Raw genomic sequence first — 18923 nt, 5'->3', positions numbered from 1 at the left:
GGTACGACAAACGCGTGTACGTCTTTCTCGGCACAGTCACGGTCGCCGCACTGGCCATCTGGCTCCGCTCATGATCGCGCGGACAGAACCTAGCCCTGGTCCTGGTCCTGGTCCTGGTCCTGGCCCTGGCCGACGTCGAGTCGGCCGGGGCCGCCGCCCGGGTCACCCGTCGACGCGGGCGGCTCCGAGGTGGGCGGCTCCGAGGTGGGCGGCGATCCTCCGCGCGCACTCCAGCGACTCGGTGCGCGAGGTGTCCACCTCCAGGTCGTAGCGCACGCCCTGGTGGACCAGCTCCGCCTGCGACTCGGCCATCCCCCGGATCCGGTCCCCCCGGGCGAGCTCCCGGCCGGCGGCCACCGCCGCCTCGCAGCGGACCCCGACCCACAGCACGTCCAGGCCCACGAGCTCCTTCTCCCAGCGGAGTTGGGACTCCGCCTGGCCGAGGAAGACCTCGTCGAGGATCACCCGCGCGCCCGCCCGCGCCATGGCCGCGACCCCCGCGGTCCACGCCGCCTCCAAGGCCCGGAACCTCGGCCCGATGCTGACCCCGCCATCAGCCGCGAAGCCGATGCCCCCGTCCGTATCCTGCATCGACGCGGGCATCGCCTCGACCAGGGTGTCGACCCCGACCGTCAGCCAGGGCTCCGGCAGCACCGCCTGCAGACACCGGGCGATCCCGGACTTGCCCGAGCTGGAACCGCCGTTCAGCACAATCACCTGAGTCGCCATCCCGCCACCGTAGCCACCCCGGCACCAGGCCCCAACCGAATATTGGACGCCCGGGCCTCCCGGCGGGCCGGGGTGTCCGGGGCCGGGAGGGCGGGGGCGAAAACCGGTGGAGTAGTTCGGCTGGACCTGTCACGCTCCCCGGATGGGTGCATTGGATGCGGTAGCGGTGAGGGTCGCGGGCGGGGCCACCGTCGAGTTCCGGCCGAGCGGTTCCTCGATGGTCCCGCTGATCCGGAGTCGGCAACTGGTGGCCGTCGCCCCGGTCGACCCGGCGAAGCTGGAGCCGGGGGACATCGTCCTCGCCCGCGTCGCCGGCACGGTGTACCTGCACCTGGTCTCCGCCCTCGACCCGGCCAGGAGGCGCGTGCAGATCAGCAACAACCGCGGCCGCGTCAACGGCTGGACCAGCCACGACCGGGTCTTCGGCATCTGTGTGTCGGTCGACGGGCTCGCCCGCCCCGGCGCCGCGGGCAAGAGCCTGGGGTAGGGCGTGCCGTGGCGCGGCCGACGGCCGTCCGCCCTGCGGAGTCGACTCCCCGGCACCCAGGGCACTGAGGCGTATCCGGGCTGACGCGGCCCCTGCTGCGGGGCCGGACGGCACGCGGGGTTCGGTCACGGTCCGTGTCGATGTGGTGACGGCGTGATCACTCGTGCGGGGGAAAAGCGATGGTTGCGCTTTGAACAGTCGCGGTGGCTGGCCAGACTGGTCCTTCTCCGACCGGCCGGTCGGAGGTGGCGAGCAAGGGGGAGCACGGGCATGGGCATTTCGCCGTCCCGCAGCAGGTGCGGCCTCACCGCCGAGCCCCCCGGAGGCCCGGCCCTCCTCGCGGGGGTCGGCAGACCGGTACCGCACGGCGAGGCCTCCGTCCTCCGCCAGGAGGTCGGGGCGTGGCTGGTGGCGAGCGGCGTGCTCGGCGGGGACGTCCAGGAGTTCCTGGCGCAGGGCCACCTGGATCTGGTGGTGGAGGCGTGGGGCGACGTCCCCCGGGGGCCGCGGCTGGTCGCGGCGGCGAAGTGGCTGGTGCTCACCTGGATCCTCGACGACCGCTTCGACGAGCAGTGGATCGGCCGGCCCGTCGCGGCGGCCCGGCGGACCGTCCGGGCGCTCACGGACATCCTGGACGGCGGCCCGGGTGGCAAGCCGACTGGCGGCCTGGACGGCGGCTCGGATGGCGTCGAGCCGCCCGGCGACGCACTCGTCGAGGCGTTCGCGGTGCTGTGGCGCGAGACGGCCGGACTGACGCCGCCGCAGTGGCGGGTGCGCTACGCGGCGCACTTCCGCGCGTACCTGGACACCTCGCTCGGCTACCTCGACGAGGCCTCGCCCGGCGACGCCTCCCTCGGCGCCTCCGTCCTCGACGATGTCTCGCTCGGCGCCTCCGCCCTCGACGACGCCTCCTTCCGCGACCTCGGAGCCGCCGCCCCGGCCGGCGCCGTGCAGACCGTCCCCGAGTACCTGCGCCAACGGGACCAGGACGGCGCCGTGTCCTGCGCGGCGGGGTGGATCGAGCTCGCCCACGGCCTGGACCTCGCCGACGAGGTGTTCCGCCACCCGCGCGTGGCGGACCTGCTGATGCGCTTCAACCACGTCGTCTGCTGGGTCAACGACTTCTACTCCGCCGAGGGGGAGTCCGCCGCCGGGAACGGCAAGAACCTGCTGCACGCGTTCACCGTCCACGAGGGCCTGGCCCCCGAGGAGGCGTCGGCCCGGCTCGGGGCGCTGTGCGAGGCCGAGTCGACGACGCTGGAGTTCCTGGCGGACGGCATCGCCCGTGATCCGTCGTGGCCGGGCGAGGTGCGGGCCTTCGCCCTCGGGCTGGTCCGCTTCACCCGCGCGCTCATCCACTGGACGGCGACGGCCGCCCGCTACCGTACGGAGTCACCTCGATGATCCCCCGTCCGCCCGGTGGGCTGCCGCTGCTCGGGCACCTGGTGCCGTTCCTGCGCGACCCGCTGGCGTTCCTGCGTTCCCTGCCCCGGCACGGCGGCCTCGTCCAGATCAGGCTGGGGCCGGTCTCGGCGGTGGTGGTCTGCGACCTGGAGCTGACCCGGCACGTCCTGCGCGAGGACCGGGTCTTCGACAAGGGCGGGTTCCTGTTCGACCGGGTCCGCGACTTCGCCGGCAACGGCCTGGTGACCTGCCCCCACGCCGACCACCGCCGCCAGCGCCGCTACGTCCAGCCCGCCTTCCGCGCCGACCGGATCGCGCGGTACACGGAGGTGATGGCCCGGGAGGCCCGATGGCTCGCCGGATCCTGGTGCGACGGGCAGGAGGTCGACCTCACCGCCGAGTTGAGCCTGGCCGCCGGGCGCAGTCTGGTCTCGACCCTGTTCACCCGGCTGCCGTTCACCGGCCTCCAGGAGACCGTCGACGACTTCGTGCTGCTGATCGGCGGCTCCTACCGGCGCATGCTGCTGCCCCACCGGCTCAACCGGATCCCGCTGCCGGCCAACCGCCGCTACGACGCCGCCCGCACCCGGCTGGCGCGCCTGGTCGACGCGGTCGTCACCGCCTACCGCGCGGACCCGGAGGACCGGGGCGACCTGGTGTCGACGCTGGTGGCCGCCGACGCGAACGGTCAGCGGCTCTCGAACGCGGAGGTCGCCGACCAGGTGATGACGATCTTCGCGGCCGGCTTCGACACCATCGCCAACTCCACCGTGTGGGCCCTGCACCTGCTCGCCCAGCACCCGGACATCGCCGACCGGGTCCGGGCCGAGGTGGACGCAGCCGACGTGGGCGCGACTCAGGCGGACGCGGCCGAGGCCGAGGTGAACGCCGCCACGGCGGGCGACACGTCGGCCGGCACGGCGGCGAGCGTGGACGGGCTGGAACTGACCGCCCGGGTCGTCCGCGAGGCCGTCCGGCTGTACTCCCCGGGCTGGCTGCTCACCCGCGTCACCAGCACCGACACCGAGCTCGGCGCGCACCGCCTGCGCGAGGGCACCACGGTCGTCTACAGCCCCTACCTCCTGCACCGCCAGCCCGCCCTGTTCCCCGACCCCGACCGCTTCGACCCCGAGCGGTGGGTGGGCGTCCACCCGCAACGCGGCCCGTTCATCGGCTTCGGCGCGGGACCGCGCCGCTGCGTCGGCGAGCAGTTCGGCATGACCGAGTCCGTCCTGCTGCTCGCCACGATCATGCGGACCTGGCGGCTGGAGCACGTCCCCGGCCGGACCGTCCGCGAGTTGCCGCTCGCCACGCTGCGCCCCGGCCCGGTGTGGATGCGCGCGACCCGCCGGGACGGCCTCGTCCGCACCGGAGCCGCCGGGTGAGCACGGCCCTCGTCCTCGGCGGCGGCCTGGCCGGCACGCTGGCGGCCGCCGCCCTGGCGCCGCACGCCCGGAACGTCACCGTCCTCGAACAGGACGTCCTGCCCGTCCTGCCCGGCCCGCGCCGGGGCCTGCCGCAGGGCGAGTTCAGCCACATCCTGCTCGGCGGCGGCGCGGACGCCGTCGAGGCCGTCCTGCCGGGAACGCTCGACGCCCTGCTCACCGCCGGCGCCCACTACCGCTCCATCCCCGCCGGCCTGCTGATGCGCCTCGGGCCGGGCTGGCTCCAGGGCTTCGACTCGCCGGCCTACCTGATCGCCTGCAGCCGGCACCTGCTCGACCACGTCGTCCGGAGGCGGCTGCGCGAGCTGGCGAACGTGACGGTCCGCGAACGGACCTCCGTCCTCGGACTGGTGGGCGGCCCGGGCCGGATCGTCGGCGTCCACATCGAGAACCCGGACGGCTCGCGCGAGACCCTGCGGGCCGACCTGGTCGTGGACGCGACCGGCCGTCGCTCCCGCGCCCCGGAGTGGCTGCGCGCCCTGGGGGTCGACGGGCTGTGCGAGGAGACGGTGGACGCCGGACTCGCCTATGCCGCCCGGGTGTTCGAGACGCCGGGCGGAAACGAGGGCTTCCCGGTGGTGAGCATCGTGCCCGTCCCGGGGCGCGGTCGTCCCGGGCGGGGCGCCACCATCATCCCGATCGAGGACGGCCGCTGGATCGTCACGCTCTCCGGCACCCGGGGCGGCGAACCCGCCCGGGGCGAGCGCGAGTTCCACGACTTCCTGAAGGCGCTGGACCACCCGGTCGTCCATGACCTCGCCCGCGCCGCCCGCCCGCTCGGTCCGATCCGCACCTGCCACGGGACGCTGAACCGCCGGCGCCGCTACGAGTGCTACGAGGGCGGCTCGTTGGCCGGGTTCGCCGCCACCGGCGACGCGGTGGCGGCGCTGAACCCGGTGTACGGGCACGGCATGACGGTCGCCGCCCAGTGTGCCGCCGCCATCCGGGCCGCCCTCGACAGCGAAGGCCTGTACCCGGGGGTGAGCGCGCTGATCCAGCGGCGGATCGCCAGGGTCGTCGACACTCCCTGGGACATGGCCAAGGACCAGGACGAGGGCTTCCCGGACGCGCTGTCGAGCCACCCCGCCCCCGCCGCCGGGCCCGCCGCCGTGTTCACCCGCTGGTACACCCGCCGGGTGCTGGGTGCGGCCCTCACCGACCCCGCCGTCTCGGCCGCCTACTTCGAGGTGTTCTCCCTCGCGGCCCGGCCCGCCCGGCTCGCCAGACCCGCGGTGGCCCTCGGCGCACTGCGCCCCCGGCGCGCCCACCCGCCGACCGCCGGCCAGGCGATCGCCCGCTTCCCGGAGGTGGCCGCGCTGGCCGGGCCGTACTGATCGTCCAGCGCGGCCCCCACCACCCAACCTCCCTTTCCCGCGCTCCTGTTCACGGCTGTTCACGCCTGTTCACGCCGCCGCCGAATACCTCGGGCCCGGCGGCGGGGCCGCCGGGCCCGGTCGGAGCCCCGGTCCCGGAGAACACCGAGGACACCCGACGGCTTCGGTCACTGGGCGGCCGCGGCCATCGCCTCGCGGACGGTGATCAGGCACGGATCGCAGTAGCGGTCCGGGCCCGCCGACTCCCCGCCGTCGCCGGCCGGCGCGACGCGCTGGGCGGGTTCGAGGAAGCGTCCGCACAGGGACGTCGACGAGTCGTTCTTCGTCACCACATGCCACACCACGGTCGGCGGTGACCCCGCCGGATCGTGCTCGGCCCACATCTCGTACACGGTAGCCTCCCGAATCGCTGGGGCCCGGTCACCCCATGCAACCTCCCTCCCCGGCGGTCGGCCACCGGACGGGGCCCGGTGGGATGGCGCGCGGTCGCCGGTGGCACGTCCGACGGTCTTCTTCACGCCGCCCCTGACCGCCTCGGAGCGCCGTCCCGCGCCTCAGGAACTCCGCCTGGCCTCTGGTGTTTCGGTGTCGCGCCAGTAACATGAGTTCCCCTCACGTTCTCGTCAGGAGGCAGTCATGCCGGACCGCTACGACCTGCCGACGGGGTTCCGCTGGGGCGCCGCCACCGCCGCCTACCAGATCGAGGGGGCGGTGAACGAGGACGGCCGCGGCCCGTCCGTGTGGGACGTCTTCGCCGCCCGCCCCGGAGCCGTCCGCGACGGCCACACGGGCGCGGTGGCCTGCGACCACTACCACCGGTACCCCGAGGACATCGCCCTGATGAAGGGCCTCGGGCTGGACGGCTACCGCTTCTCCATCGCCTGGCCGCGCGTGCTGCCCACGGGCAGCGGTCCCGTGAACACCGCCGGACTCGCCTTCTACGACCGCCTGGTGGACGCCCTCCTCGACGCCGGCATCACCCCGTTCCCCACCCTCTTCCACTGGGACCTCCCGCAGGCCCTGGAAGACGGCGGCGGCTGGCTGAACCGCGACACCGCGTACCGCTTCGCCGAGTACGCCACCGTCATGGCCGACCGCCTCGGCGACCGCGTCCCCGCCTGGATCACCCTCAACGAGCCCTTCGTCCACACCGTCTTCGGCTACGCCCTCGGCACCCACGCCCCCGGCCGCACCCTGATGCTGGAGGCCCTCCCGGCCGCCCACCACCAACTCCTCGCCCACGGCCTGGCCGCCTCGGCGCTCCACGAACGCGGCCTGGAGGTGATGCTCTCCAACAACCTCACCCCCGTCCAGCCGGCCTCCGCCGACCCCGCCGACGCGGCCGCCGCCGAGGCGTACGACGCCCTCCACAACCGCCTGTTCACCGACCCCGTCCTCCTCGGCCGCTACCCCGACCTCTCCGCTCTGGGCGTCCCCGACGACCTCTACGGCGCCATCCACCCCGGCGACACCGACCTCATCGCCGCCCCCGGCCTCGACGGCCTCGGCCTCAACTTCTACAACCCCACCCGCATCGCCGCCCCCACCGACCCCGGCCTCCCCTTCGACTTCGTCGACATCCCCGACGTCCCCCACACCGCCTTCGGCTGGCCCGTCGTCCCCGACGCCCTCCGCCAACTCCTCCTCTCCCTCCGCGACACCTACGGCAAATCCCTCCCACCCATCACCATCACCGAGAACGGCTGCTCCGTCACCGAGTCCACCACCCCCGACCAGCCCCGCATCGACTTCATGTCCGCCCACCTCGACGCCCTCGCCGCCGCGATCGCCGAAGGCATCGACATCCGCGGCTACTACACCTGGTCCCTCCTCGACAACTTCGAATGGGCAGAGGGACTGTTCAGCCAGCGGTTCGGACTCGTTCACGTCGACTTCGAGACGCAGCGGCGCACGCCGAAGGCCTCCTACGCCTGGTACCGCGACCTGATCGCCGCCCAGCGCGTACGGCGCGCACAGTGATCGGGGTCTTCAGATCCGGTGGCGGGATGTTCGCCCCGGGCGTGGTTCCGCACGCTCGTGTTGGCGCGATCGGCGAGCTGTGCCTCCGGGACGGCGCTGAACTGCGAGCGCCGGCCGTTGCGCCTGGCCGCTCACCGGGGTCGGCCGGGTGCCCGCTCGGGGCGGTGCATGCGCAGAGCGAGTGCCGGGCACTGGTTCACGGCCCGGCGGGCGCCGTGTTCCTGCCAGGGGGCGACGGGGATGGTGGTCGACGTGGGATAGCCGTGCGGGCCGAGCCGGACGAGGCCGGGAGCCAGTACGCCGCACAGCCCGTGCCCGGCGCAGCGGGACCAGTCCACCTCCAGCCGTGCGCCTTCGTGGCGGGGGAGCGGTAGCACGCCGAGGACCGGCCTCCCGCATCCGGGGCCGGCGACGTGGGCCTCGACGTCCCGGGCGAACACGTCGAGCGCGCTCAGCACGAAGCGGGCCGTGCCGTCGGGGTGTGAGCAGGCGCCACCACGCTGCGCGCCGCCGAGGGCCCGCCGGACGTCCTCCAGGACGGCCGGCCCGCCGCCGCCCGTGGCCAGCGTGGTGAGCGCTTCGGCCGCGTCGGGCAGCCCGCGCCTGCACGGGCCGCACTGCCCGGTCGATTCGCCCGCCAGCCAGGCCGCGACCCGGGTGATCTCGCCGAGCGGGCACGTGGCGGCAGGGAGCGCGGCGATCGCACCGGCGCCGAGGGTGCCGCCGAGCTCGGCGAGGCCCGTGCGCGAGAGCGGCGCACCGGCGGCGTCCGCCGGGCCCAGCCAGGCGCCGTGATAGCCGCCGACCAGCACACCGTCGCCCGGCCGCAGTCCGCACGCGTCCAGTACGTCTCCCAGCCTCGTCCCGAAGGGGGTCTCGACCACCAGGGGACCCGACCCGGGGCGGTTGACCGTCAGCAGGACCGTGCCCGGTTCGGTGGTGGTGCCGACGGCGGCGTACGCCTCGGGGCCGAGCCGGGCGGCCACGGCGAGCTGGGCCCAGGTCTCGGCGTTGGACAGCAGCGTCGGGCGCCGGCGAACGCCTCCCGTTCCGCCCTCGGCGGCGCGGGCCTTCACAGCGGCAGGTTGTACCGGAAGCCCGTTGACCCCGCGGATCAGTGCGCTGGACTCGCCCGAGACGAAGCGTTCGGGAAGGCGTACGGTCCGGGCCGGGCACGGCAGGTCGCGCTCGTCGAGGGCGGCGGGGACGGAGATCTCGCCGGGGCTGCCGCTGGCGACGCCGATGACGATCTCCTCGGCTCCGAAGGCGGCTGCGGCGAGGCAGGCGCCGTCGAGCACGAGGTGCGGAGCTCGGGCGAGCAGCATCCTGTCTTTGGCACTCGGGGGCTCGCCCTCCGATCCGTTCACCACGATGACCGGACGTGCCCCGGTTCGGCCGGCGGCGGCCACCGCGGCCCGGGCCTTGCGGGTGAAGGGGAAGCCGGCGCCGCCGCGTCCGCGCAGATCGACGCGCTCCGCCAGGTACAGCAGGTCGTCCTGGGCGAACCGGGGGAGCGGAGGGTGGACGCGGACGTGGGCGGCGAGGTCGAGGCGCTGGAAGCGGTCCAGTCCAGCGGTCAGCCGGGCCGGCCCGAGGTGGCGCACCTGCGGCAGTTCGATGCGGGCGCTCACATGCCACCGCCGGGCTGGACCAGCCCCAGGTGCGGGGGGACGGCCGGAGCGGCGTGCCGGGGTCGGTGCGGCACCGTGCCGGTTCGGGCTGCCACGCCTGCCGTCGCCGAGGACGGACCGTTCTGGACGGGCGGACCGTTCTGGACGGGCGGGCCGTTCCGGACGGTCGGCAGACCGCCGCCGTGCTGTGCCGACGGTGCGGCGAAGACGGTCGGCCCGGCCGGGCACGGTGCGCCGACCCGGTGAGCCTTCGAGCGGCGCCGGTGCCCGGTGGCGTCCCGGCGGTGGCCCAGCCAGGAGAGGGTCCGGACCAACAGGGCGAGGGCGATCAGCGCCGCACACAGGCCGTAGCCCCACAGGACCCAGGCGTGCGCCGCGCGTCCGGCGGTCAGACCGTGGGCCAGCGCGATCGGCCAGCAGGCGTACGCGCTCGCGTGCATCACACGCCAGAGCCAGGCGTGCCGACTTCCCGCGAACCGTCCGCGAAACGCGCCCGTCGCCGCGACCAGGACGAGCAGGTCGGCTGCGACGGTCCCCAGGCCCACCTCGACGGCGGTGCCGCCGGTGAAGGGGAGGACGGTGCTCCGCGGGTCGGCGTGGTGCTCGGCGACCTTGACCGCGATGTGGACGGCCAGGAACCCGAGCGCGGCGACGGCGGTCGCCCGGTGCACCGACTGGACGGCCACCCGCAACCGCGGCGTCAGGACCAGGCGGTCGGTGGCGGCCAGCCCGCACACGACCGCCGCGGTCAGCGAGAGCAGGGTGAAGACCCCGGCGAAGTAGTCCAGGAAGGCGATGACGTGGCGGGCCACGGCCGGCGCGCCATTGACCGCGGTACCGGCGAGAAGGGCGGGTGCGGACATCTGGAAACCTTCTTCCGTGGGTTCGGCTTCCGTTCGGGTCGACTGGCAGGTCGTGGGCCGACAGCGGCATCGGATCGGCTGGATCCGCCCATTGTCAGTGGCGCCGAACCGGGGGACAAAGGCCCCCGAATACGACACCGGGCAGTAGGAGGGCCCTGCACGGGTCCTGTCCGCAGTCCGAGCAGCGGCCTGTGCCTACGGCCGGACGTCGTAGGTGCTCGGCGTGACGTAACCGGGCTCACGCTTCGAAGTCGCAGACGGCGACGGAGCGTCGTCGAACGACCACGACCGGTCCGGGGCCCGGCTCCGTCGAGCACCTGTTCGCCGGACCGGGGCGCGCAGTGTGAGCGCGCGGAGTCACGGTGCGAACATGCGGAGTCACGGTGCGAATGCACGGAGTCACGGTGCGGACGCGCGGAGATCGGGGCCGGGTGGACGTGGCGTGCGGGGGTCCGTGCGCGAGGTGCCCGTCGGATGTGTCCGCCTGTGCCCGGGGCGGGACCATGGACGTATGGGCAGAGACACAGGCCCCACACCGCGGTCGCCCCTGCGCGGACCTGGTAGCCGTCGTGGGCGGCGACGCGCACCCCCGGTCCCTCAGGAGCCGTCGGCGCGACGCCTGCGGTCGGTGATGAACATCCGCAGCGTCGCCGGTCAGATGTTCGTCCTGCAAGTGGTGATCGTGCTGTTGCTCGTGGTGGCGGGCGTCGTCGCGCTGCTGATCCAGTCCCACAGCGATCGCTTCGCCGCCGCGCGCGATCGCTCGCTGGCCGCGGCCGAGGCGTTCGCCCACGGCCCCGGTCTGGTGGCGACGATGCAGGGCCCCGATCCCAGCGCGGTGCTCCAGCCGCTGGCCGAAGCGGCCCGCAGGGGCGCCAAGGTCGACTTCATCGTGGTCGCCGACCGGAACGGCATCCGCTACACCCACCCCGCGCCGGAGCAGATCGGCAAGAAGTTCGTCGGCACCATCGGGCCGTCGCTGGAGGGCCGCGTGACCTTCGAGCAGGTGCACGGCCCGCTCGGCCAGGAGTACCAGGTGGTGGTCCCGGTGGAGGACTCCCACGGTGCGGTCGTGGGCGTGGTGTCGTCCGGGATGAAGGTCGCGGACGTGAGCAGCGCGCTCAACCGCCAGTTGCCGGTCGTCCTGGGTGCCGGCACCGTCGCGCTCGGCCTGGCCACCGCCGGTACGGCGTTGGTGGGCAGGCGTCTCCTGCGGCAGACCCGCGGCTTGGGGCCGGAGGAGATGACCCGGATGTACGAGCACCACGACGCGGTGCTGCACGCGGTGCGCGAGGGCGTGGCCATCGTCGGCGGCGACGGCCGGGTCCTGCTCGCGAACGACGAGGCGCGCCGGCTGCTGGACCTGCCCCCCGACCCGGAGGGGCGTGCTGTCGCCGACCTCGGCCTCGACCCCCGCACGACCGAACTGTTGCTCTCCGACAGCGTGGTCACCGACGAGGTGCTCCCCGTCGGCGGCCGCCTGCTGGCCGTCAACAACCGCCCCACCGACCGCGCGGGAGGCCCACCGGGCAGCGTCACCACCCTGCGCGACTCCACCGAGTTGCTCGCCCTCGTGGGGAAGGCCGAGGTCGCCCGCGGTCGGCTCAGGCTGCTGTACGACGCGAGCGTCGCCATCGGTACGACGCTGGACGTCCGGCGCACCGCGGAGGAGCTCGCCCGGATGGCCGCCCGGGAATTCTGTGACTACGCCGCCGTCGACCTGGCCGAAGAGGTCCTGCGCGGCGAGGAGCCGCAGACCTTGGTGGTCGGCGCCCCGGTGGTGCTGCGGCGGGTGGCGGTCTCGGGCGTCCGGGACGATTCTCCGCTGTACCCCCAGGGGGAACTGGTCAGGTGGGCCGGGAACACCCCGCAGGCGGCGGTCTTCGTCCACGGGCAGTCCGCGCTGGTGCCCGCGCTGGCGGCCGACGCCGGGTGGCGCGAGCAGGATGCCGAGCGCACGCAGGCGGCGCTGGAGTTCGGGCTGGCGTCGCTGATCGCCGTTCCGCTGACGGCACGGGGTGTGGTGATGGGCACCGCCTGCTTCTGGCGTCGTCGGGGCAGGGGTCCGTTCGAGGAGGACGACCTGTCCCTGGCCGAGGAACTGGCCGCCCGGGCCGCCGTGTCCGTCGACAACGCCCGCCGCTTCACCCGCGAGCACACGCTGGCCGTCACCCTGCAGCACAGCCTGTTGCCGCGCGCGTTGCCCGAGCAGAGCGCCCTCGACATCGCCTACCGCTACCTGCCGGCCCAGGCAGGCGTCGGCGGTGACTGGTTCGACGTCATCCCGCTGCCGGGCACCCGCGTGGCCCTCGTCGTCGGCGACGTGGTCGGCCACGGCCTGCACGCGGCCGCGACCATGGGCCGCCTGCGCACCGCGGTCCAGAACTTCTCCACCCTCGACCTGCCGCCGGACGAGCTCCTCGGGCACCTGGACGAACTGGTCGCCCACATCGACCAGGAGACCGCCGCCGTCGAGGGGGCGCCCGCGATCACCGGTGCGACCTGCCTCTACGCCATCTACGACCCCACCCATGCCACCTGTGTCCTGGCCCGGGCGGGCCATCCCCCGCCCGCCCTCGTCCACCCGGACGGCAGAGCGGAGCTCCTCGACCTCCCCGCCGGCCCGCCGCTCGGCGTGGGCGGGATGCCCTTCGAAGCAACGGAGGTGCTGCTGCCCCAGGGCAGCAGCCTGGTTCTCTACACCGACGGCCTGGTCGAGGACCGCACCCGCGACATCGGTAGCGGCCTGGACATCCTCACCGCCTCCCTGGCCCACCCCGGCCGATCGCCGCAGGAGGTCTGCGAGGCCGTGCTCGACGCCCTGCTGTCTGCCCGTCAGACCGACGACATCGCTGTCCTCGTCGCCCGTACCCGCGTGCTGGCACCCGATCGGATCGCGGAGTGGGAGGTGGCATCGGCTCCGGAGGCCGTGGCCCAGGCCCGCGCCGAGGCCACCCGGCAGCTCACCGAGTGGGGCCTGGACGAGGCCGTCTTCGTCACCGAGCTGGTGCTCAGCGAGTTGGTGACCAACGCGATCCGCTATGCGACCGGTCCGATTACGGTGCGACTGCTGTACGACCGCACGCTGATCTGTGAGGTCTCGGACACCAGCAGCACCGCCCCGCACCTGCGCTACGCGGTCGCTGACGACGAGGGCGGCCGCGGCCTGTTCCTCGTCGCCCGGCTCGGCGAACGCTGGGGCGTCCGCTACACCCCCGAAGGCAAGATCATCTGGGTCGAACAGTTCCTGTGACCGAGCACCTCGACGGCTCGGGTCGTCGACGAGGGGCGAGGGCGGCGGCGGACGTACCTCCCGCCCCTCGTCGGCGCGGCCCGGTGAGAGGCCGGAGGGATCCGGTCGTGCTGTACTCGCCGCGCGGCCGGTCCTCGGGGCGTGGTGGTCAGCTCAGGGTCTGGATCGCGGCGGCTTCGTAGGGGAGCAGGTCGGCGAAGCGGCCGGAGAGGACCTTGGCCGCCCACTGCGGGTCCTGGAGGAGGGCGCGGCCGACGGCGACCAGGTCGAACTCGTCGCGCTCCAGCCGGTCGAGCAGGTTGTCGAGGCTCTGGAGCGGGGCGCCCTCGCCCATGAAGGCGCTGACGAAGTCGCCGTCGAGGCCGACCGAACCGACGGTGATGGCGGTGCGGCCGGTGAGCTTCCTGGTCCAGCCGGCCAGGTTGAGGTCCGAGCCGTCGAACTCGGGGACCCAGTAGCGGCGGGTCGAGGCGTGGAAGGCGTCGACACCGGCCTCGGCGAGCGGGGCGAGGATCGCCTCCAGTTCCTGGGGGGTCTCGGCGAGGCGGGCCTCGTAGTTCTCCGACTTCCACTGCGAGTAGCGGAAGATCACCGGGAATTCCGGGGAGACGGCCTCGCGCACCGCGGCGACGAGCTCGGCCGTGAACTTCGTCCGGGCGACCGGGTCGCCGCCGTAGGCGTCGGTACGGCGGTTGGTGCCCGCCCACAGGAACTGGTCGAGCAGGTAGCCGTGGGCGCCGTGCAGCTCGACGCCGTCGAAGCCGATCCGCTCGGCGGCCGCGGCGGCCTCGGCGAACGCGCCGATGACGGCGTCCAGGTCGGCCCTGGTCATCGCCCGCCCCGTGCCCTCGGCGCCGTCCAGCCGGATGCCGGACGGGCCGACGGCGGGGGCGTCGGCGAACGGCGGGTCGCCCTGCTTGCGCACCATGCCGATGTGCCAGAGCTGCGGCACGATGGTGCCGCCCGCCGCGTGGACGTCCTCGGCGACACGGGCCCACCCGGCCAGCTGCTCCTCGCCGTGGAAGCGCGGGATGTCGTCGCTCTGGCCGGCGGACTCGTGGCCGACGTACGTTCCCTCGGTGACGATCAGGCCGACGCCCGCGGCGGCGCGGCGGGCGTAGTACGAGCGCACGTCCTCGCCGGGCACGCCGCCGGGGGAGAACCTGCGCGTCATCGGCGCCATCACGATGCGGTTGGGCACGGTCAGCCCGTTGATGGTGACGGGCCGGGACAGGATCTCGGCCGCGCGGGCGGCGGAGTGGTCGGCGGCCGGGGCGGGCTCGGTGACGGTCATGGGGATTCCTCGCGGGTAGCGGTGGTGTGCGCCGGGGCGGCAGCGGTCGTCCGTGCCAACCGCCCCGGCATCCTCCGCATTTCACCGATCAGGCGGGACCCGCTGTGATCCGCGCCACGGTACGCCGGCGGGGGCGGCCCTGCCCCTGCGCCCTGTCGCCCGCAGGGTGGTGGCTACCGGAGCCCTCCCCTGGCGGATGGCCTCCGACGACCACCGGGCCGCCGTGCCCGGGGTTCCGTGGGCCCCGATCCGGGGCGCCTCACGCCCGCCCCCTGGGACCGGGCACTCGTCGACCCCATGGCCGAACTGCCCACCGCAGTGGTCGCGGAGGTGGTCGCCGGCTTCCTCCTCGAGGACCTGGCTGACCACCGGCACGGATAGCATGACAGCCTGCTCGACGGGCCGAGGGCTACCACCACCGCTTCGGCCCTGGCCACCGGCCTCGTGCGCGTCCACGGCCTCGTCCACGTCGCCCCCGCCTCGCAGCGGCTCCGCCCCGAACTGGACACCGCCGCGAACGAGGCGACCGCCGCCGTGGCCGCGTTCCGGGACTGGCTCCGAGAGAGCTACCGACCTGCTGCGGAAGGCACGCCCGACGCCGTCGGCCGCGAGCGCTACCTGCTCGGGGCCCGCCGCTACACCGGCGCCGACCTGGACCTGGACGAGACCTACGACTGGGCCTGGGAGGAGTTCCACCGGGTCTGGGCCGAACTGCGTACGGAGGCCGAACGGGTGCTGCCCGGCGCCACCGTCCAGGAGGCCCGGGCCCACCTGGACGAACACGGACACACCGTGCACGGCGCCGAGCAGATGCGCGGCTGGCTGCAACAGCTCACGGACGACGCGATCGAGGCACTCGACGGGCGCCACTTCGACCTCACCGGCCCGCTGCGCCGGGTCGAGACCCGGATCGCCCCGGCCGGCAGCGCGGCCGCACCGTACTACAGCGGGCCGAGCCTCGACTTCGCCCGCCCGGGCCGGACCTTCCTTCCGCTGGCCAACGGCGACGCGCAGGAGCGGTTCCGCACCTGGCGCCTGGTCAGCACCTGGTACCACGAGGGCGTTCCCGGGCACCATCTGCAGCTCGCCTCCTGGACCGCGGCGGCGGAGCAACTGTCCCGCTACCAGGTCACCCTCGGCAAGATCAGCGCCAACGTGGAGGGCTGGGCCCTGTACGCGGAGCGGTTGATGGACGAGCTCGGGTTCCTCACCGATCCCGGACGCCGCCTCGGCTACCTCGGCAAGCAGATGATGCGCGTCGCCCGCGTCATCGTCGACATCGGTCTGCACGTGGAGAGCGCCATCCCGGCGGGCTCCCCGTTCCACCCGGGCGAGCGCTGGACCCCGGAGCTGGCCACGGCCTTCATGGCCGACTACGTCAGTTTGGCGCCCGCCCACCTGCACAGTGAGATCGTCCGCTACCTCGGCTGGCCCGGCCAGGCCATCGGCTACAAACTCGGCGAGCGCGCCTGGTTGGCCGGCCGCGAGGCGGCCCGCCGCAGGCTGGGCACTGAGTTCGACCTCAAGCGCTGGCACATGAAGGCCCTGCGGCAGGGCTCCCTCGGCCTGGACGACCTGGACACAGCCCTGGCAGCCCTGTGACCGCCGTGTGATCACCGTGCTCGTCGCCTGCAAGGGGCGGCACGGCAAGGCGGCGCAGGTGCACGCCCAGTCGTCCACTGCGGCAGCGCACGTCGAGGCGGTGCACATCGGCAGGCCGGACGGGACGCCGGCCATGGTGTTCGGCAGGGAGATCCCGGGCAAGGACCCCATCACCGTCCACTTGCTGGAGACCCCGGGGGACCTCCCCTCCGGAGTCGGTGGGATCGACCTGGACTGCCCGTCGGAGGACCACGCGGTGGTACCGGGAATCGACCTCGGGTGGGGAACCGGGGAGGGAGAAGCCCCGAGTGGTGCCCGGGTATCACGTGCGGCCGGAGGGCGGGCCGGTCTCGCTGAGCCAGGACGACTCGGTCATGGCCATCAGGGTCCTGCGCTGACCGTCGGCCGGTAGGGCGCTGCTCCGGCGGTTGCGGTGGAAGGGCTTCGTCTTCAGCACAGCCGCCGGGCGGCCCTGGGCCGAGTCGGACAATTCGAGGTGGTCGGCGGTGCCCGGATGGAATCATGTGGAGGCCCGGAGAGGGCGCCGCACGGTCGAGTCGGGACGGGAGCCGTAGGTGGGAGAGAGGCAGCGGGCCGTCCGGAAGCCCAAGGCCGTCCTCGCGGACGGGGAGCGGCTCCGGGCCGTCGCCCGCGCGGTCGTCGACGATCATCAGGGTGCCGTCGAGTACGCGCGTCAGGCCGCGGCCGGCCTGAGGGGCCGGTTGGTCAGTGCCGAACTGGACGCCATCCCCGTGGCTCGGCTGAAGGACGTCACCGAGGGGCGTCTGCGCGTCGGCGCGTTGGAGGCCGCCGGGATCAGGACCGTGCGGCAGGTGGTGGACGCCACGACCGACACGCTCCGACTGCTGCCCGGAATCGGCGCCCAGAGCGCTGCCCAGGCCATCGCCGCTGCCGGGCAGATCGCGCGGGCCGCAGAGCAGGCCGTGGCGATCCGGCTGGACGTCGACCGGCAGGATGCGGCCGGCACCGCGCTGGTCGTCGCACTCCATCGGCTGGTCGCCGCCGGGCCCGATGCGAGACGGGCCAGGGAGCTGGCGGAGCGTGTCGTCGGCGAGGCCGCCGCCCTGATCGCTGCCGCCCAGCCGGTCCGGGGCGTTGTCAGAGGCCTGTTCGTCGGGCGGCAGCGCAGACAGGAGGCGTTCGCCGCGGTCGATCGGTTGGACGCTCTGGTCGCGGAGACGGAGGGCCAGGGGACGTCCATGCTCTTCGCCCAGGCGTCGGTGGACCTCCTGCGCCCACTGGCTACGGACATCGAGGCCTGGGCGGACTTCGAAGTCCGCTCGGCCGAGTTCTACGGCGTCCTCGGCGAGATCGCCGAATTCGGTTCCGACGGGGTCACCGCCTCCGAGGGTTTCCTTCCGGAGAACCTGTCGGACCGGGTCCGGGCCGAGCCGCTGAACGACACCCGGTGCAAGGTCTCGCTCCGTGGCTACCAGGCGTTCGGTGCCCGCTTCGCCCTCGCGCAGAAGCGGGTGATCATCGGTGACGAGATGGGCCTCGGGAAGACCATCCAGGCGATTGCCGCGCTCGCGCATCTCCGGGCGCACGGGAGCGCGCACTTCCTCGTCGTCTGCCCGGCCAGCGTCCTCATCAACTGGGTCCGGGAGATCGAGTCACGCAGCACGTTGAGGGCGTTCCGCCTCCATGGCGAGGAGAAGGAGGCGGCGCGCGCCGAATGGCTCCGGAGCGGCGGCGTCGCCGTCGTGACCTTCGACGGACTCCGTCGCCTGGAGGTCCCGGCAGAGGTCCCGGTCGGCATGGTCGTGGTGGACGAGGCCCACTACGTCAAGAACCACAGCACCAAGCGATCTCAGGCGGTGGCCGAGTGGACCGATCGCGTCGACCGCGTCCTGTTCCTCACCGGCACCCCGATGGAGAACCGGGTGGAGGAGTTCCGGAACCTGGTTCGCTATCTGCAGCCTGATCTCCTGCCCGGAATCCACAGCAGTTCGGCCGCTGCGGGGCCGACGTCGTTCCGCAGGGCGGTTGCACCGGCCTACCTGCGTCGCAACCAGCAGGATGTCCTTACGGAACTCCCCGACGTCGTCCATGTCGACGAATGGGAGGAGTTGTCGGCGTCCGATCTCGTCGCCTACCGTTCGGCGGTCGCCGAGGGGAACTTCATGGCCATGCGCCGTGCCGCGTACGCGGATCCGGCAGGGTCGGCGAAGCTGCTGCGGCTGATGGAAGTCGTCGACGAGGCTGCGGAGAACGGGTTGAAGGTCGTTGTCTTCTCGTTCTTCCGGGACGTTCTGAAGGTGGTCCAGGACGCTCTGGGGCAGCGTGCTTTCGGCCCGGTCGACGGCGGCCTGGCCGCCGTCCGACGGCAGGACGTGGTGGACGGGTTCGCTGCCGCGCAGGGCCACGCGGTGCTGCTGAGCCAGATCCAGGCCGGAGGCGTGGGACTGAACATCCAAGCGGCGTCGGTCGTCATCCTCTGCGAACCTCAGGTGAAGCCCACCATGGAGAGCCAGGCGATAGCCAGAGCCCATCGAATGGGCCAGGTCCGGCGTGTGCAGGTGCACCGATTGTTGGCCGTGGACAGCGTCGACCAGCGGATGGTGGAGATTCTTCGCGCGAAGAGCCGATTGTTCGACGACTACGCGCGCCGCAGCGACGTGGCCGAATCGACTCCTGAAGCGGTCGACGTCTCGGAGCAGTCGCTGGCGGCGCTGATCGTGGAGGAGGAACAACTGCGCCTCGCCCGGATGACCACCGGATGACCGCCGGACGACTGCCAACGGTGCTGGGCATTTGTTTCGGGCGCCGAGTAGGGGTACTGTCACCCAGTCGCTTGGCAGGGAGCACCGGACACGCATCGGCGCGGACGGTCCCGGGGCGGCCAATCCTTTCGAAACACCACGTCCTGGTTCGGGCTGG

13 protein-coding genes and 1 pseudogene are annotated in these 18923 nt (G+C 73.5%); 8 read left to right on the top strand and 6 right to left on the bottom strand.

From position 1 onward, the window contains the following. Positions 1–162: 162 nt before the first annotated feature. Positions 163–729 (bottom strand): chloramphenicol phosphotransferase CPT, encoded by a 567-nt coding sequence (cpt, locus tag ACIPLC_RS37265; protein ID WP_400477503.1) that lies wholly within the window; start codon positions 727–729, stop codon positions 163–165. 142 nt (positions 730–871) lie between these two features. On the opposite strand from cpt, the gene ACIPLC_RS37260 reads away from it, so the two are divergent. From ACIPLC_RS37260 to ACIPLC_RS37245, 4 genes are all read left to right on the top strand, one after another. Beyond that, a complete protein-coding gene (locus ACIPLC_RS37260) occupies positions 872–1216 on the top strand; it encodes a S26 family signal peptidase (protein ID WP_400477502.1) in 345 nt (114 codons plus the stop codon). A gap of 270 nt (positions 1217–1486) precedes the next feature. Then, a complete protein-coding gene (locus ACIPLC_RS37255; protein ID WP_400477501.1) occupies positions 1487–2620 on the top strand; it encodes a terpene synthase family protein in 1134 nt (377 codons plus the stop codon). Then, a complete protein-coding gene (locus tag ACIPLC_RS37250; protein ID WP_400477500.1) occupies positions 2617–4005 on the top strand; it encodes a cytochrome P450 in 1389 nt (462 codons plus the stop codon). Before ACIPLC_RS37255 ends, ACIPLC_RS37250 begins: the two co-directional genes overlap by 4 nt. Continuing rightward, on the top strand, positions 4002–5399 hold the full coding sequence (locus ACIPLC_RS37245) for an NAD(P)/FAD-dependent oxidoreductase (RefSeq protein WP_400477499.1): 1398 nt from the start codon (positions 4002–4004) through the stop codon (positions 5397–5399). The genes ACIPLC_RS37250 and ACIPLC_RS37245 overlap by 4 nt, the downstream gene beginning before the upstream one ends. A gap of 167 nt (positions 5400–5566) precedes the next feature. On the opposite strand, the gene ACIPLC_RS37240 is transcribed toward ACIPLC_RS37245, so the two are convergent. Then, entirely contained in the window at positions 5567–5791 is a 225-nt protein-coding gene (locus ACIPLC_RS37240; protein ID WP_400477498.1) for a hypothetical protein, read from the bottom strand. A gap of 244 nt (positions 5792–6035) precedes the next feature. Between ACIPLC_RS37240 and ACIPLC_RS37235 the strand changes: the two genes are divergently transcribed. Beyond that, a complete protein-coding gene (locus ACIPLC_RS37235; protein ID WP_400477497.1) occupies positions 6036–7379 on the top strand; it encodes a GH1 family beta-glucosidase in 1344 nt (447 codons plus the stop codon). 131 nt (positions 7380–7510) lie between these two features. Here the strand turns inward: ACIPLC_RS37235 and ACIPLC_RS37230 are convergent, their stop codons facing one another. Together ACIPLC_RS37230 and ACIPLC_RS37225 are read right to left on the bottom strand one after the other, a co-directional pair. Next, entirely contained in the window at positions 7511–9010 is a 1500-nt protein-coding gene (locus ACIPLC_RS37230) for an NADH-ubiquinone oxidoreductase-F iron-sulfur binding region domain-containing protein (RefSeq protein ID WP_400477496.1), read from the bottom strand. Next, positions 9007–9873, bottom strand: coding sequence for a hypothetical protein (locus ACIPLC_RS37225; RefSeq protein ID WP_400477495.1), 867 nt, complete (start codon positions 9871–9873; stop codon positions 9007–9009). The genes ACIPLC_RS37230 and ACIPLC_RS37225 overlap by 4 nt, the downstream gene beginning before the upstream one ends. Positions 9874–10504: 631 nt before the next feature. Between ACIPLC_RS37225 and ACIPLC_RS37220 the strand changes: the two genes are divergently transcribed. Then, complete coding sequence (locus ACIPLC_RS37220; protein ID WP_400477494.1) at positions 10505–13126, top strand: SpoIIE family protein phosphatase; 2622 nt, start codon at positions 10505–10507, stop codon at positions 13124–13126. Between the two features lie 148 nt (positions 13127–13274). Here the strand turns inward: ACIPLC_RS37220 and ACIPLC_RS37215 are convergent, their stop codons facing one another. Further along, the gene (locus tag ACIPLC_RS37215) at positions 13275–14420 is read right to left on the bottom strand and encodes an NADH:flavin oxidoreductase (RefSeq protein ID WP_400477493.1); all 1146 of its coding nucleotides are present in this window, start codon (positions 14418–14420) and stop codon (positions 13275–13277) included. Between the two features lie 390 nt (positions 14421–14810). On the opposite strand from ACIPLC_RS37215, the pseudogene ACIPLC_RS37210 reads away from it, so the two are divergent. Continuing rightward, positions 14811–16022: pseudogene (locus ACIPLC_RS37210) on the top strand (DUF885 domain-containing protein); the annotation flags it as partial. 322 nt (positions 16023–16344) lie between these two features. Here the strand turns inward: ACIPLC_RS37210 and ACIPLC_RS37205 are convergent. Continuing rightward, a complete protein-coding gene (locus tag ACIPLC_RS37205; RefSeq protein ID WP_400477492.1) occupies positions 16345–16512 on the bottom strand; it encodes a hypothetical protein in 168 nt (55 codons plus the stop codon). Positions 16513–16597: 85 nt separating this feature from the next. On the opposite strand from ACIPLC_RS37205, the gene ACIPLC_RS37200 reads away from it, so the two are divergent. Further along, entirely contained in the window at positions 16598–18766 is a 2169-nt protein-coding gene (locus tag ACIPLC_RS37200) for a DEAD/DEAH box helicase (RefSeq protein WP_400477491.1), read from the top strand. The last annotated feature ends 157 nt before the right edge of the window (positions 18767–18923 follow it).

This window comes from Kitasatospora sp. NPDC086801 (assembly GCF_044745805.1).
In the GTDB taxonomy this organism is placed as follows: Bacteria; Actinomycetota; Actinomycetes; order Streptomycetales; family Streptomycetaceae; genus Kitasatospora.
The sequence above is the reverse complement of the archived record's forward strand: the minus strand, read 5'-3'. Positions and strand labels throughout refer to the sequence as shown.